This window comes from Enterobacter sp. ECC-219 (genome assembly GCF_043966805.1).
GTDB classification, from domain to species: domain Bacteria; phylum Pseudomonadota; class Gammaproteobacteria; order Enterobacterales; family Enterobacteriaceae; genus Enterobacter; species Enterobacter cloacae_N.
In genome coordinates this window covers 2,088,296-2,103,547 of the sequence record NZ_CP143680.1, presented here as the reverse complement: position 1 = coordinate 2,103,547, position 15,252 = coordinate 2,088,296, and the positions used below count along the sequence as shown (strand labels likewise).

16 protein-coding genes and 5 tRNA genes are annotated in these 15,252 nt (G+C 52.8%); 2 read left to right on the top strand and 19 right to left on the bottom strand.

Going from position 1 to position 15,252, the window contains the following annotated elements:
• Nucleotides 1-8: 8 nt before the first annotated feature.
• Nucleotides 9-1,061 carry a 3-deoxy-7-phosphoheptulonate synthase AroG gene (aroG, locus tag V1603_RS09890; RefSeq protein ID WP_116343344.1) on the bottom strand — a complete coding sequence of 351 codons (1,053 nt, stop codon included), beginning with the start codon at nt 1,059-1,061 and terminating at the stop codon, nt 9-11.
• A gap of 303 nt (nt 1,062-1,364) precedes the next feature.
• Between aroG and V1603_RS09885 the strand changes: the two genes are divergently transcribed.
• Entirely contained in the window at nt 1,365-1,745 is a 381-nt protein-coding gene (locus tag V1603_RS09885) for a protein YbgS (protein WP_116343343.1), read from the top strand.
• 105 nt (nt 1,746-1,850) lie between these two features.
• Nucleotides 1,851-2,789, top strand: coding sequence for a CDF family zinc transporter ZitB (gene zitB, locus V1603_RS09880; protein ID WP_163330750.1), 939 nt, complete (start codon nt 1,851-1,853; stop codon nt 2,787-2,789).
• Here the strand turns inward: zitB and pnuC are convergent.
• The 18 genes from pnuC to cydA form a co-directional block, all read right to left on the bottom strand.
• Nucleotides 2,786-3,505, bottom strand: a complete 720-nt coding sequence (gene pnuC, locus V1603_RS09875) for a nicotinamide riboside transporter PnuC (RefSeq protein WP_116343341.1) — start codon at nt 3,503-3,505, stop codon at nt 2,786-2,788. The genes zitB and pnuC overlap by 4 nt on opposite strands.
• 23 nt (nt 3,506-3,528) lie before the next feature.
• Complete coding sequence (gene nadA, locus V1603_RS09870) at nt 3,529-4,572, bottom strand: quinolinate synthase NadA (RefSeq protein WP_395313849.1); 1,044 nt, start codon at nt 4,570-4,572, stop codon at nt 3,529-3,531.
• A 191-nt stretch (nt 4,573-4,763) separates the two neighbouring features.
• A tRNA-Lys gene (locus V1603_RS09865) sits at nt 4,764-4,839 on the bottom strand.
• A gap of 31 nt (nt 4,840-4,870) precedes the next feature.
• Nucleotides 4,871-4,946: transfer RNA gene (locus V1603_RS09860), tRNA-Lys, on the bottom strand.
• A gap of 41 nt (nt 4,947-4,987) precedes the next feature.
• A tRNA-Lys gene (locus V1603_RS09855) sits at nt 4,988-5,063 on the bottom strand.
• A gap of 3 nt (nt 5,064-5,066) precedes the next feature.
• Nucleotides 5,067-5,142, bottom strand: a tRNA-Val gene (locus tag V1603_RS09850).
• Nucleotides 5,143-5,269: 127 nt separating this feature from the next.
• Nucleotides 5,270-5,345: transfer RNA gene (locus V1603_RS09845), tRNA-Lys, on the bottom strand.
• Nucleotides 5,346-5,506: 161 nt separating this feature from the next.
• Nucleotides 5,507-6,301, bottom strand: a complete 795-nt coding sequence (gene cpoB, locus V1603_RS09840) for a cell division protein CpoB (RefSeq protein WP_116343917.1) — start codon at nt 6,299-6,301, stop codon at nt 5,507-5,509.
• Nucleotides 6,302-6,310: 9 nt separating this feature from the next.
• Nucleotides 6,311-6,832, bottom strand: coding sequence for a peptidoglycan-associated lipoprotein Pal (pal, locus tag V1603_RS09835; protein WP_003858578.1), 522 nt, complete (start codon nt 6,830-6,832; stop codon nt 6,311-6,313).
• A 35-nt stretch (nt 6,833-6,867) separates the two neighbouring features.
• On the bottom strand, nt 6,868-8,160 hold the full coding sequence (gene tolB / locus V1603_RS09830) for a Tol-Pal system beta propeller repeat protein TolB (RefSeq protein WP_116343916.1): 1,293 nt from the start codon (nt 8,158-8,160) through the stop codon (nt 6,868-6,870).
• A 134-nt stretch (nt 8,161-8,294) separates the two neighbouring features.
• Nucleotides 8,295-9,548 (bottom strand): cell envelope integrity protein TolA, encoded by a 1,254-nt coding sequence (gene tolA / locus V1603_RS09825; protein WP_116343915.1) that lies wholly within the window; start codon nt 9,546-9,548, stop codon nt 8,295-8,297.
• Between the two features lie 28 nt (nt 9,549-9,576).
• Nucleotides 9,577-10,005: a colicin uptake protein TolR gene (tolR, locus tag V1603_RS09820; protein WP_003858589.1), complete on the bottom strand. Its 429-nt coding sequence runs from the start codon at nt 10,003-10,005 to the stop codon at nt 9,577-9,579.
• Nucleotides 10,006-10,008: 3 nt separating this feature from the next.
• On the bottom strand, nt 10,009-10,701 hold the full coding sequence (gene tolQ, locus V1603_RS09815) for a Tol-Pal system protein TolQ (RefSeq protein WP_008501101.1): 693 nt from the start codon (nt 10,699-10,701) through the stop codon (nt 10,009-10,011).
• Entirely contained in the window at nt 10,698-11,102 is a 405-nt protein-coding gene (gene ybgC / locus V1603_RS09810) for a tol-pal system-associated acyl-CoA thioesterase (RefSeq protein WP_003858593.1), read from the bottom strand. The genes tolQ and ybgC overlap by 4 nt, the downstream gene beginning before the upstream one ends.
• 148 nt (nt 11,103-11,250) lie before the next feature.
• Entirely contained in the window at nt 11,251-11,541 is a 291-nt protein-coding gene (gene ybgE, locus V1603_RS09805; RefSeq protein WP_008501100.1) for a cyd operon protein YbgE, read from the bottom strand.
• A complete protein-coding gene (cydX, locus tag V1603_RS09800) occupies nt 11,541-11,654 on the bottom strand; it encodes a cytochrome bd-I oxidase subunit CydX (protein ID WP_003858598.1) in 114 nt (37 codons plus the stop codon). Before cydX ends, ybgE begins: the two co-directional genes overlap by 1 nt.
• A 14-nt stretch (nt 11,655-11,668) precedes the next feature.
• Nucleotides 11,669-12,808, bottom strand: a complete 1,140-nt coding sequence (gene cydB, locus V1603_RS09795) for a cytochrome d ubiquinol oxidase subunit II (RefSeq protein WP_028012386.1) — start codon at nt 12,806-12,808, stop codon at nt 11,669-11,671.
• A gap of 15 nt (nt 12,809-12,823) precedes the next feature.
• Entirely contained in the window at nt 12,824-14,392 is a 1,569-nt protein-coding gene (cydA, locus tag V1603_RS09790; protein ID WP_116343914.1) for a cytochrome ubiquinol oxidase subunit I, read from the bottom strand.
• Between the last annotated feature and the right edge of the window lie 860 nt (nt 14,393-15,252).

Below are 15,252 nucleotides of genomic sequence, written 5' to 3'. Positions count from 1 at the left end.
CTGAGAATTCAGCCGCGACGCGCTTTTACCGCATTCGCCAGCTGACGCAGGATGGCATCGGTATCGTCCCAGCCGATGCAGGCATCAGTCACGCTTTTGCCATACACCAGCGGCTCGCTACCTTCCAGGTTCTGGTTCCCTTCGACCAGATGACTTTCAATCATCACCCCAATTACCGCCTTCTCACCGTTGGCGATCTGCTGGCAGACATCTGCCCCCACTTCCATCTGCTTTTTGAACTGCTTGCTGGAGTTGGCGTGACTGAAGTCGATCATCACCTGCGCCGGCAGCCCGGCTTTTTCCAGCCCAGCCTTCACGTCTGCCACATGTTTTGCACTGTAGTTTGGCTCTTTGCCACCGCGCAGAATAATATGGCAGTCGCCGTTACCGCTGGTGTTAACGATGGCAGAGTGACCCCATTTGGTCACAGACAGGAAGCAGTGCGGCGCCCCCGCTGCGTTGATGGCGTCGATAGCCACCTTAATGGTACCGTCAGTGCCGTTTTTGAAACCCACCGGGCAAGAGAGACCGGAAGCCAGCTCGCGGTGGACCTGAGATTCAGTGGTGCGGGCACCAATCGCGCCCCAGCTCATCAGATCTGCCAGGTATTGTGGCGTGATCATATCCAGGAACTCGCCGGCAGCTGGCAGGCCGCTGTCGTTGATCTCCAGCAGCAGCTTGCGCGCAATGCGCAGGCCGTCGTTGATCTGGAAGCTGTTATCCATGTGCGGATCGTTAATCAGCCCTTTCCAGCCCACTGTCGTGCGCGGTTTTTCAAAATAGACGCGCATCACGATTTCAAGCTCGTCCTTCAGCTCTTCACGCAGGGCGAGCAGACGGGCCGCATACTCTTTCGCAGCGGCAGGATCGTGAATGGAGCACGGGCCAATCACCACCAGAAGACGATCGTCATTACCTTTCAGGATCTTGTGGATCGCTTTACGAGCATGAGAAACCGTGTTTGCGGCATTTTCAGTGGCGGGGAATTTCTCAAGGAGCGCTACAGGAGGTAATAACTCATTGATCTCTTTAATACGTAAATCGTCGTTCTGATAATTCATCTTCTTTCCAGCTCTGCCATATCTTTAGTAATGAAAGCAATCCTTTCAATCTATCTTGTCGACCAGGAAGTGTAAACACGGTTTTACACTTCACGCAGATAATTCCTGGAATTCGCCTAAAAATCGCCACAAAATAGCGAAAAATGAGATCTAACCTAAGCTTTTTAACTGTAACAACCATTTTTACACGCTTAAACGCGATTCCATACTGACGTAAGTCCGTAAGGCGGAATCTTTCGCCTCTAAAAAGATGCACTGTTGGAGAATGTTATCCAGCGTAACGACAAGAACAGGAGCACCATGATGAAAATGACAAAACTGACAACCCTCTTCCTGACTGCCACACTCACCCTTGCCAGCGGCAGCGCCCTGGCCGCAGAAACGGGTACTTCAGACAGCAACGGTGATGCCAATGCGGCAGCAGCAGCAGGCCAGGTTGCGCCTGATGCGAAACAGAATATCGCCCCGAACAATGTCGATAACAGCCAGATCAATACCGGGAACACCAATACCGGCGGCACCATGCTGCATCCGAACGGTGGTGCTTCCGACACCATGAATCATGACAATATGAGCTCGGATGAGGTTCATAAGAACTCGATGTGTAAGGACGGCAAATGTCCCGATCCGAACGACAAAGTGGGTAACGACGCCAATACCAAAACTGATGGCACAACCCAGTAATTCTTGATGCTTTAAATGCGAAAGGAGAGCCCTGGCTCTCCTTTCTTTTTGGAGTAACCTGTTAAAAACGCTACACTAAAATAATAACGAATCAGGAAAGCAGACATGGCGCACACCCACTCACACGCATCTTCTCCCGGAAATGACAACGCAAAACGACTCATGCTGGCCTTTGGCGTCACGGCCACGTTTATGGTTATTGAGGTCATTGGCGGCCTGGTTTCCGGCTCTCTGGCGCTGCTGGCTGATGCCGGACATATGCTGACCGATGCCGCCGCGCTGCTTTTCGCCCTGCTGGCGGTGCAGTTTGCTCGCCGCCCGCCCAACGCACGCCATACCTTCGGCTGGCTGAGGCTGACGACCCTCGCCGCGTTTGTTAACGCCATCGCACTGGTGGCGATCACCCTTCTTATCGTCTGGGAGGCCGTGCAGCGCTTCAGGCACCCTCAGCCGATCGCCGGGACAACAATGATGGTCATTGCCGTGGCGGGACTATTGGCGAATATCCTCGCGTTCTGGATTTTGCACCGCGGCAGCGGGGAAAAGAACCTCAACGTGCGCGCTGCGGCCCTGCACGTTCTGGGAGATTTACTCGGCTCGGTCGGAGCGATTGTCGCCGCGCTGGTGATCCTCAATACCGGCTGGACGCCCGTCGACCCGATTCTCTCCGTGCTGGTGTCTTGTCTGGTCTTGCGAAGCGCCTGGCGGCTGCTGAAGGAGAGCGTCAATGAACTTCTTGAAGGTGCACCGACATCCATAGACATTGACGAGCTGAAACGTAACCTGCGCCGCTCAGTTCCGGAAGTACGCAACGTGCATCACGTGCACGTTTGGCTGGTGGGGGAGAAGCCGGTCATGACGCTGCACGCCCAGGTGATCCCGCCTCATGATCACGACGCGCTGCTTGAACGCATCCAGCATTTTCTTGAACATCACTACGAAATTGGCCACGCCACCATCCAGATGGAGTATCAGCCCTGTAACGGGCCGGACTGCCACCTTAACGAGGCGCAACCCGACCATTCACATCATCATCACCATTAGCGGGAAAGCGCGTGAGAGCCTCGCTCACGCGCGCTGTTAATCCACATTCGGCTGCCGTTCAGGGCAATGAAGGTCAGCAGCAGATACTCCAGCGACATCGCATAGACGCCCTGCAGAGCAAAAATTACAACGCTGATGACGTTGATGATGACCCACAGCAGCCAGTTCTCAACGTATTTGCGCGTCATCAGGACCATCGCCGCAATCGACAGCACCATCATGCAAGAGTCCCAGAACGGGAAGGCATCCGGCTGAAGCTCCGGCATCGTCACGTTCAGGCCAATAGCGGACATGACCGAAACGGCAACGCGGGTCAGAAACGCAAACACCGGGTTGATATAGACGGTCATTAAACCAATGGCAACCACGCAGGCAACGAACCAGGCGATGGCTTTTGGCAGGGGCAGCCAGCGGATCTGCAGCTCAGCCTCCTGCTGGCTGTTTTGCCGGGACCAGGCGTACCAGCCGTAAATATTGGCGGCGAAGAAAAACAACTGCAAAAGCAGACTGGCATACAGCTGGATCTGGAAGAAGATAATCGCAAACAGCGTCACGTTAATCAGGCCGAACGCGTAGTTACCGATCTTCTCAAGGCTTGCCAGCCAGATACACAGCAAACCCGCCAGCGTGCCTACGGCTTCAATCCATGACAGGTCATAGCCACCTGCACCAATCGGTATATGAACCAGAATGTTCTGCGTGCTAAAAAAATCCATCTTTTCCCCAGGGCGTTTTTAAATTAAGTACGTAGTGTAGCCGCAAAATCCAGCATGCGGTTAAGCGGAATTAACGCACCTTCACGCAGGGCGGCGTCGACGTGGATTTCATGCGCCGCACCGCCCGTCTCGAGCCCTTCGGCAATCGCTTTCAGGCCGTTCATCGCCATCCACGGGCAATGCGCGCAGCTGCGGCACGTCGCGCCCTCCCCCGCCGTTGGCGCTTCCAGGAGCTCTTTCTCCGGCACGGCCTGCTGCATCTTATAGAAGATACCGCGATCGGTAGCCACAATGAGCTGCTTGTGCGGCAGCGTCCTGGCCGCGTTGATAAGCTGGCTGGTTGAGCCAACGGCATCGGCCATATCAACAATCGACTGTGGTGATTCTGGGTGAACAAGAATGGCGGCATCAGGATAAAGTGCCTTCATGCGCGCCAGCGCCTGGGTTTTGAATTCGTCGTGAACAATACACGCACCTTGCCAGCAGAGAACGTCAGCGCCCGTCTGCTTCTGGACATACTTTCCAAGATGGCGGTCAGGGGCCCAGATAATTTTCTCACCCAGGCTATCCAGATGCTCAATAAGCTCAACGGCGATGCTCGACGTGACCACCCAGTCTGCGCGCGCTTTTACCGCCGAGGAGGTGTTGGCGTAAACCACCACGGTTCGGTCAGGATGGGCATCGCAGAATGCGGTGAACTCATCAATCGGGCAGCCGAGATCGAGTGAACACTCCGCGTTAAGCGTCGGCATCAGAATGGTTTTTTCCGGGCTCAGGATCTTTGCCGTTTCGCCCATAAAACGCACGCCTGCAACCAGCAGCGTGGAAGCGGGATGTTTTGCCCCGAAGCGAGCCATCTCCAGTGAATCAGAAATACAGCCCCCGGTCTCTTCCGCCAGCTGCTGAATTTCCGGGTCGGTGTAGTAATGGGCCACCATCACCGCATCGCGCTCTTTGAGAAGCCGTTTGATCTTCTCGCGATAGAATTGTTTTTCATCCTGGCTCAGCGGAACAGGCTTTGGCGGAAACGGATAGATGGCGGCTTCAGGATCGAACATCACACTCATTATGGCTTCTCGTTTTACTGGCTTAACAATATTGCCTTTCTTTTGCATGACAAAGCAAAACGCGCGGCAATCGTGTTTTATATACTAAACAAGATAGCGAATCCGGAGTGAAAAGTCACCGGGAATAGATGAGCAGAGCATTTGTTGTAGCGCAGATAGCAAAAAGGCGCCTTTAGGGCGCCTTTCTACACTGGTGGGTCGTGCAGGATTCGAACCTGCGACCAATTGATTAAAAGTCAACTGCTCTACCAACTGAGCTAACGACCCCTTGCGGGATGTACTTCAAATTTATTCAGGCTGGTGGGTCGTGCAGGATTCGAACCTGCGACCAATTGATTAAAAGTCAACTGCTCTACCAACTGAGCTAACGACCCATTTGGGTGTTGCCTGAATTATCACTCGGAACCAATAAAATTGGTGGGTCGTGCAGGATTCGAACCTGCGACCAATTGATTAAAAGTCAACTGCTCTACCAACTGAGCTAACGACCCGAGTGGTGGGTGATGACGGGCTCGAACCGCCGACCCCCTCCGTGTAAAGGAGATGCTCTACCAACTGAGCTAATCACCCACTCTGTACTACCGGTAATGCGTTAAGTGGTGGGTCGTGCAGGATGACTCGGCTTCGCCTCGCCCTACGGGCCGTTGCTTACGCAACGTTATCCTTCACGGTTTACTACTACTTCCACCTGACTTAGTGGTGGGTCGTGCAGGATTCGAACCTGCGACCAATTGATTAAAAGTCAACTGCTCTACCAACTGAGCTAACGACCCACTTTTACGCTGTTTTCACGTTGTTTGATATCCCGTGGCAACGGCGGCATATATTACTGATTTAAGAATTCTGCGCAACAAAAATTTCGATGAAGATCACTTAACTGCTTACGAATCATGCTGCACGACCAGAAATAACGCGATTTCTGGTCATGCGATAATCATCCCATCGAATTCAGGCGTTTTTGCGCCTGCTTAGCACCTTCGGTGCCCGGGAATTTTGCGACCACCTGCTGATAAACCGCTTTGGCTTTCGCCGTGTCGCCTTTGTCCTGCATGATCACGCCAACTTTATACATCGCGTCTGGCGCTTTCGGCGATTTCGGGTAATTTTTCACCACTGAGGCAAAATAAAACGCCGCATCGTCCTTTTTACCCTTGTTGTAATTCAGCTGACCGAGCCAGTAATTGGCATTTGGCTGGTAGGTTGAATCAGGGTATTTCTTAACAAAGTTCTGAAACGCAGCAATCGCGTCGTCCTGACGAGACTGATCCTGCACCAGGGCAATGGCCGCATTGTAGTCCGTATTTGCGTCACCACTCTGTACAGGCGCCCCTGTTGAGGCTGAAGCATCAGCAGACGGTGCGGGTGCGGAGGTCGCTGCACCGCTCTGATCGCCTGCCGCTGGCTGTGCTGCTGCACCACCGCTGCTCAGGCTATCTATCTGCAACAAGATTTGCTTCTGACGTTCCACAACCTGGTTAAGCTGATACTGGCTTTCCTGAATCTGACCGCGGAGAGAGTCAATATCATTTTGGTTATCGGAAAGTTGCTGCTGGAGTTGGGTTAAAAGCTGACTGTGAGCGTTAGAAATACGCTCGAGCTGAGTGACCCGGTCTTCTACCGAGCCTGAGCCGACACTACTGATTGGTGCCTGAGCAAAAGCGGCCCAGGGGGCCGCTATTCCAACCAGTAACGACAGACTCAACAGATGATGTCTGAAGTTACTGCTCATGCAATTCTCTTAGTAAACCAGTACGGCACGACGGTTTTTGGAGTAAGCCGCTTCGTCGTGACCCAGTACTGCAGGTTTTTCTTTACCGTAAGAAACGATGGAGATCTGGTCAGCAGAAACGCCTTTACCCTGCAGGTACATCTTAACGGCGTTAGCACGACGTTCACCCAGGGAGATGTTGTACTCTGGAGTACCACGTTCGTCCGCGTGACCTTCTACGGTGACTTTGTAAGATGGGTTGCTACGCAGGAAGTTAGCGTGAGCATCCAGCATCGCAGCGAAGTCAGAACGGATGTCGTATTTATCCAGATCGAAGTAAACGATGTTGTTCTGCTGCAGCTGCTGCATCTGAAGACGCGCTTGCTCTTCAGAAGACATGTTGCCATTGCCGTTCGCGTCCATACCGGTACCGGCACCCATCATGCCTTCGCCGCTCTGGTCATTGCTGGCGTTCTTGTTAGAAGAACACGCTGCGATTGCCATTACAGGCAGAGCGATCATCAGCCCCTTCAGCACTTTGTTCAGTTGCATTTCTATGATTCCTTTAGTAATCAATTAATTATTATTTACAGATACGGCGACCAGGCAGGTGATTTTACCTGTCCATCAGTAGCCGGAATACGCGCTTTGAAACGCCCATCTGTAGAAACCAGATTCAGCACAGATCCCATCCCCTGAGAAGAGCTGTAGATTACCATAGTGCCGTTAGGTGCCAGACTTGGCGTTTCATCCAGGAACGTTGACGACAGAACTTGAACGCCACCCGCTACCAGATCTTGTTTGGCAATGTGCTGCTGCCCACCATTGGAGCTGACCATTACCATGAATTTACCGTCGCTGCTCACGTCTGCGTTCTGGTTCTGAGAACCTTCCCAGGTAATACGCTGCGGAGCGCCGCCGTTGATGTTCACTTTATAGATTTGTGGACGGCCGGCCTGGTCAGAGGTAAACGCCAGGTTTTGACTGTCCGGGAACCATGATGGTTCGGTGTTGTTGCTGCGACCATCGGTCACCTGACGGATCTGGCCGGAGCCAATGTCCATCACGTACAGGTTAAGGCTACCGGTTTTAGACAGCGCAAACGCCAGTTTAGACCCATCCGGAGAGAAGGAAGGCGCACCGTTGTGACGTGGGAACGACGCAACCTGACGAACCGCACCGTTAGCCAGCGTCTGGATAACCAGCGCAGAACGACCGCTCTCAAAGGTAACATACGCCAGTTTAGACCCGTCCGGAGACCAGGCTGGAGACATCAGCGGCTGTGAAGAGCGTTTCACCAGGAACTGGTTGTAACCGTCGTAGTCAGAGACGCGCAGCTCGTACGGGAACTGACCACCGTTGGTCTGCACCACATAAGCAATACGGGTACGGAACGCACCTTTAATGCCGGTCAGTTTTTCGAATACCGCATCGCTGGCCGCGTGTGCCGCGTATCGCAGGTACTGTTTCGTGACCTTGTAAGAGTTCTGTGCCAGAACGGTACCCGGCGCACCGCCGGTATCAACCAGCTGCCAGGCCACGTTGTATGAGCCGTCCGGGTTAGGGGTAACCTGACCCACAACCACCGCATCAATACCCAGCGCAGACCATGCAGCAGGCTGTACTTCCTGCGCACTACCCGGCTGCTGAGGCAAACGAGAACGATCTAACGGGTTGAATTTACCGCTGTTACGCAGGTCAGCCGCCACGATGCCGCCAGCATCTTCAGGTGCAGCGCCAGGACCGGCCCACTGGAACGGAACAACACCGATTGGGCGTGCCGAGTCCACCCCCTGGGTGATCTCGATACGTACTTCTGCGTGCAGGACTGCTGCCCACAGCATTAAAAAACCAAATGCTACACGTAATGCCTGCTTCATCATATCTCCCTTATCCGGGTAACCTTACCCACGATAATTTAGCAGAATGTTAACAAACTCAAATAGACAAAACTACCAGAACCCTGTGACTAAACCTGGTCTATTTTTCCCCGTTTGCACGGGGAAAATGTAACTTAAGGTTTGAAGTCCAGCGGTGCATTTTTGAAGACTTCGTAGACTGCCTGCGAAGGCGGTTTAGGCATCTTCGCCTGACGCGCTGCAGCCAGAGCCGCAGTACATAAAGCCGGGTCGCCACCTTCAGACTTAATGTCAAGCAGCATGCCGTCCGGAGCCAGTTTTATACGCAGCGTACACGTTTTACCGGTATAGGAAGACGCGTCATAGAACCGGCTTTCAATCGCCGATTTAATCTGCGCGGCATAGCCGTTGATTTCAGCCCCTGTCGCACCGTTACTCTTAGTGTTACCACTTCCGGTCGGCGCTGCGTTGTTTCCTTTCGCCCCACCGCCCGTTTTCGGTGCATTCTTACCGGAGCTTAAATCCCCCAGCAGATCGTCAACCCCTGCGGCAGCAGCGGCTTTTTCAGCGGCAGCAGCCTTTTTGGCAGCCGCTTTTTCAGCAGCAGCTTTCTTATCGGCAGCGGCCTTCTCAGCTGCAGCTTTTTTATCTGCAGCGGCTTTTTCCGCGGCGGCAGCTTTTTCTGCAGCAGCCTTCTCGGCAGCAGCAGCTTTCTTCGCAGCCTCGGCAGCCGCTTTCTTCTCAGCTTCCTGAGCGGCTTTTTTCGCGGCTTCGGCTTCAGCTTTCTTCTGAGCATCTGCAGCGGCTTTCTTCGCGGCCTCCGCTTCGGCTTTTTTCTGAGCATCCGCAGCGGCTTTCTTCGCCGCTTCCGCTTCAGCTTTTTTCTGAGCATCCGCAGCCGCTTTCTTCGCCGCTTCTGCCGCTAATTTCGCCTGGGCATCAGCCTGCGCTTTAGCATCTGCTGCGGCTTTGGCAGCCGCCTCTTCCGCCTGCTTTTGCTGTTCCTGCGCTTTCTTCGCGGCCTCTTCGGCTTGCTTCTGTTGTTCCGCCTGCGCTTTCGCTGCTTCCTGCGCCTGCAAACGTTCTTTCTCAAGCTGCTTCAAACGCTCCTGCTCGGCGGCCTGCTTTTCACGCAGCTCTTCCGCCTGCTGTTGCGCCTGTTTTTCACGCTGCTCTTCAGCCCGTTTGGCACTCGCCTTCTGCTGTTGTTCGCGATTATAGTTCTGCACTACCGCACCGGGATCCACCATTACGGCGTCAATGGAAGATCCTCCACCGCCGCCTGCTGATGCATCAATATGCTCGTCGAACGAACTCCAGATCAGCGCTGCAAAAAGAATAACGTGCAGCACTGCGGAGACGATTATCGCTCGCTTAAGCTTGTCGTTCTGTTCGGTTGCCTTTGACACTATCGGTTCCCAAAAACTACGCGGATGATCAAATAGGTTGAGTCATTAAGCCAACTGACTTAACACCCGCACTATGTAGCAAGTTCAGCGCTTTAATAATTTCATCGTAGGGTACGTCTTTCGCGCCACCGATTAAGAAGACCGTTTTCGGATTTGACTCGAGGCGACGCTGCGCCTCAGCAATCACCTGCTCGGGTGGAAGCTGATCCATGCGATCTTTTTCTACCACCACGCTGTACTGCCCTACGCCGGAAACTTCAATGATGACCGGAGGATCGTCATTGGTGCTCACCGCCTGTGATTCTGTCGCATCCGGAAGATCCACCTCCACGCTCTGGGTAATGATTGGCGCTGTTGCCATGAAGATCAGCAGCAGTACCAACAGGACGTCCAGCAGTGGAACGATATTGATTTCGGACTTGAGCTCGCGACGACCTCGTCCACGCGATCTGGCCATGGTTTACCCCTTGTTGCTCTCGGTGCTGGTAAACGCCTGACGGTGCAGAATCGCGGTGAACTCTTCCATAAAGTTGTCGTAGTTCAGTTCCAGTTTGTTCACGCGCTGGTTCAGACGGTTGTAAGCCATAACCGCCGGGATAGCCGCAAACAGACCGATAGCGGTCGCAATCAGTGCTTCAGCGATACCCGGTGCAACCATCTGCAACGTCGCCTGCTTCACCGCACCAAGTGCGATAAAGGCGTGCATGATCCCCCACACGGTACCAAACAGACCGATATACGGGCTGATGGAGCCGACAGTGCCGAGGAAAGGAATGTGCGTTTCAAGGTTTTCCAGCTCACGGTTCATAGAGATACGCATCGCACGCGAGGCGCCTTCCACGACCGCTTCCGGCGCATGATTGTTTGCACGATGCAGACGAGCAAACTCTTTGAATCCGCTATAGAAAATTTGTTCGGAGCCGGTCAGGTTTTCACGGCGTCCCTGGCTCTCCTGATACAGACGAGAAAGCTCAATACCCGACCAGAACTTATCTTCAAACGCTTCCGCTTCACGGCCAGCAGCATTGAGGATACGCGTTCTCTGGATGATGATGGCCCAGGATGCGATTGAAAAACCAATCAAAATCAACATGATAAGTTTAACCAGAAGGCTTGCCTTCAGGAACAAATCAAGGATATTCATGTCAGTCACTGCTTAAACTCCGCGACAATAGACTTAGGAAGCGCACGAGGCTTCATTATGGTTGGATCAACACAAACAATCAGTACTTCAGCTGAGTTCAGTACGGTGTTCTCTGCGTTGACTATCCGCTGCGTGAATACCAGTGAGGTCCCGCGCATTGATGTAATTTCAGTTTGGACTTCGAGCATATCGTCGAGTCTGGCAGGCGCAAAATACTCAAGCGTCATCTTGCGTACCACGAAGGCAACTCGCTCAGCCAACAGCACCTGTTGACTAAAGTGATGATGGCGCAGCATCTCTGTGCGTGCCCGTTCATAAAAAGCAACGTAGCTGGCGTGGTAAACCACACCACCGGCATCGGTATCTTCGTAATAGACACGAACCGGCCATCGAAACAGCGTTGTATTCACTTTACATCCTGGTAATGCAATAAAAGTTAATGCTTTTAAACTTCGCTACTATACGCGCGGGAAAGATGGTTTGGAATGGGAGAAAGTAAACGGAGAGTAAATTTTTATGGGCTCGGGTAAGCCCATAACGTTATAGGACGTTTCTTATTCAGAAGAAGAAGAAAATCAATCCGGCGAGAAGGACCAGATCGGCAATGAGCGGGCAGAAAATGCCCTGCCAGTGAACCGCTTTTGGACGAAAGCCCACGCCGTGGATCACCCCGGCACACACCGCCCACATGATGAGGAAGCCGTGCCAGATCTCAAGCTCGCTGGTCTTTGCCGCAAAGCGCGACGGGTCCCAGAAGATACAGCCTGCCAGCAGTAATGCCATCACTAAAGAAAGCGCCCGTAACGGGCGCTTATCCATTACCGCGTAAAGTTTCGCGATAATATTCATCAGTGTTTTTCTTCACCCGCTTTGGTCGCTTCTACGTGCTCAAGCGCCAGGGCAGTAATGACACCAAAAGCACAGGCAAGAAGCGTCCCTAAAATCCATGCGAAATACCACATATTCAGCTCCTTACTTAGTACATAGAGTGGGTGTTGCTTTCGATATGTTCTTTAGTGATACGACCGAACATTTTCCAGTAACACCAGATGGTGTAAGCCAGAACAATCGGAACGAACACGCAAGCAACGTAAGTCATTAAGTTCAGCGTCATATGGCTGGAGGTTGCATCCCACATGGTCAGGCTAGCATTCAGCATGGTGCTGGACGGCATGACGAATGGGAACATGGCAATACCCGCCGTCAGGATGATGCACGCCAGCGTCAGTGAAGAGAACACGAACGCCAGAGCACCTTTCTCCAGACGAGACGTCAGCACGGTCAGCAGCGGCAGCAGTACACCCAGAGCCGGGATCGCCCACAGCGCAGGGGTATTGTTGAAGTTCACCAGCCAGGCACCAGCCTGACGCGCCACTTCTTTGGTCAGCGGGTTAGACGGTGCCGAGTGGTTAATCGCGGACGTCACCACGTAACCATCAATGCCGTAGACCACCCACACGCCTGCCAGAGCAAAGCAGACCAGCGTCACCAGTGCCGCAACCTGAGCAGTAGCACGAGAGCGCAGGTGCAGTTCTCCGACAGTACGCATCTGCAGGTAGGTTGCGCCCTGAGTGATGATCATCGCCACGCTCACCACACCGGCCAGCAGACCAAACGGATTCAGCAGCTGGAAGAAGTTACCGGTGTAGTAAAGACGCATGTATTCGTCGAGGTGGAACGGTACGCCCTGCAGCAGGTTACCGAACGCCACGCCAATCACCAACGGTGGAACGAAGCTACCGATGAAGATGCCCCAGTCCCACATGTTGCGCCAGCGGGTGTCTTCAATCTTGGAACGGTAGTCGAAACCGACCGGACGGAAGAATAAAGAGGCCAGCACCAGAATCATCGCCACGTAGAAGCCGGAGAACGCAGCCGCGTAGACCATCGGCCAGGCAGCGAACAGCGCGCCGCCTGCGGTGATCAGCCACACCTGGTTACCGTCCCAGTGAGGGGCGATGGAGTTAATCATGATTCGACGCTCGGTGTCATTGCGACCGAGGAAACGGGTGAGCATCCCCACCCCCATGTCGAAACCATCCGTGACGGCGAAACCGATCAGCAGAACGCCAACCAGCAGCCACCAGATAAAACGCAATACTTCATAATCGATCATTTGATGACTCCTGTCTTAGCGTGCCGGCTGAGTAGTCACAGTGGACTGCTCGTAGTGATAGCGACCGGTTTTCAGGCTGCTTGGGCCAAGGCGCGCGAACTTGAACATCAGGAACAGTTCAGCCACCAGGAACAGGGTGTACAGACCACAGATCAGCAGCATGGAGAAGATCAGATCGCCTGCCGTCAGGGAGGAGTTCGCTACCGCCGTTGGCAGCACCTCACCAATCGCCCATGGCTGACGGCCGTATTCTGCTACAAACCAGCCGGACTCAATCGCGATCCACGGCAGTGGAATACCGTACAGCGCGGTACGCAGCAGCCATTTTTTCTCGCCGATGCGGTTGCGAATCACGGACCAGAAGGACGCCGCAATGATCAGCAGCATGATGATGCCGCAGCCCACCATGATGCGGAATGCGAAGTACAGTGGCGCAACGCGAGGAATCGAGTCTTTGGTCGCCATCTGAATTTGTGCTTCCGTCGCATCAGAAACGTTCGGGGTATAGCGTTTCAGCAGCAGACCGTAACCCAGATCTTTCTTCACGTTGTTGAACTGGTCGCGAACAGCCTGGTCGGTAGAACCGGCACGCAGCTGTTCCAGCAGCGAGTAGGCCTTCATACCGTTACGGATACGCTCTTCGTGCTGAACCATCAGCTCTTTCAGACCCGTTACCTGCTTATCGACAGAACGGGTTGCAATGATACCCAGCGCGTAAGGGATCTGAATGGCGAAGCGGTTTTCCTGCGCGTCCTGATCGGGAATACCGAACAGCGTAAAGGCAGCAGGCGCCGGCTGGGTTTCCCATTCGGCTTCGATAGCGGCCAGTTTGGTTTTCTGCACGTCACCCATTTCGTAACCGGATTCATCACCCAGAACGATAACGGAGAGGATTGCAGCCATACCGAAGCTTGCAGCGATAGCAAAGGAGCGCTTGGCAAACGCGAAGTCACGACCGCGCAGCATATAGTAGGAGCTGATACCCAGCACGAACATCGCGCCGCACACGTAGCCAGATGCCACAGTGTGAACGAATTTAACCTGAGCGACCGGGTTCAGGACCAGCTCGGCAAAGCTGACCATCTCCATGCGCATGGTTTCGAAGTTGAAGTCAGACGCGATCGGGTTCTGCATCCAGCCGTTCGCCACCAGGATCCACAGCGCGGACAGGTTCGAACCTAATGCCACCAGCCAGGTTACGGCCATGTGCTGGACTTTACCCAGACGGTCCCAACCGAAGAAGAACAGACCTACAAAGGTGGATTCGAGGAAGAAGGCCATCAGACCTTCAATGGCCAACGGCGCACCGAAGATATCCCCTACATAGTGGGAATAGTAAGACCAGTTAGTCCCGAACTGGAACTCCATGGTCAAACCGGTTGCCACGCCCAGCGCAAAGTTGATACCAAACAACTTGCCCCAGAACTTGGTCATATCTTTATAAATCTGTTTGCCGGAGAGGACGTAAACCGTTTCCATGATGGCCAGCAGGAACGCCATACCGAGCGTCAGTGGCACAAACAGGAAGTGGTACATCGCGGTCAAGGCAAACTGTAAGCGCGACAGTTCGACTACGTCTAACATTATGACTCCTTGCTCATCGCATGAAGACTCCGAGAGTGAACCCCATCAGAGAGAGATCCACACGCATGCCCCAATACAAATTATTCGCATCCTGGTCGTCGTTATTACCCTGGAGAAGGATAAAAACGATGACGATAGGTTACAAATAGGTTAATAAAAAACTCAAATTGATCCCGCAAATATAATACGCTGCAAAACCCTTACAATAAACAGGTTTTTATTGAATCACATTTACGTTTTTCGACGACGATCAACTTATAGCAAAATCACCACATTTCGGCCATTTTGATCGGGAACAATTTAGCGCTTTTCTACTCATTTTTCCAAGAATTAAACATTGATTTAAATCAAAAAAGGCCGGTAATGTTAACAAAGTTTAAGCATGGTGATTTTGGTGAAAACCATGTTAAATACATGTATGCACAAAAGTTGTACAGGTTATCAAAGATGATGCAAATTTAGTTAAAAGTGATTTACCTTAACTACGCGCTCAATATCACCTCATCGCACCCTCTACATTAAAAAACCATCCTGTCGCCCCTCGCACAGATCCCCCTCCCCTCGCGGCCCCCTGTTCACGATCTGTAAACCAGCCAAAGAGGAACATTTTTTCCGTGTTTCACTACCCTTGCTGCGAATCGTCTGCTTCCTTCAAGCAATGGGGCAGAAAGGGGCTGATGCTATTATTAGCATCAAAAAAAATTGCGGCAAAAAAGCGTGCCGGGCAGCTGAGGGAATTATTTATCCTTCGAATGATTGCGGTGTAATTAGCAGCTTGAGAATAAAAACAACACTACATCAATTAATTTAAATTATATATTTGCACAAATTAACCACAAAACCACGCTTTTCTTCGATTA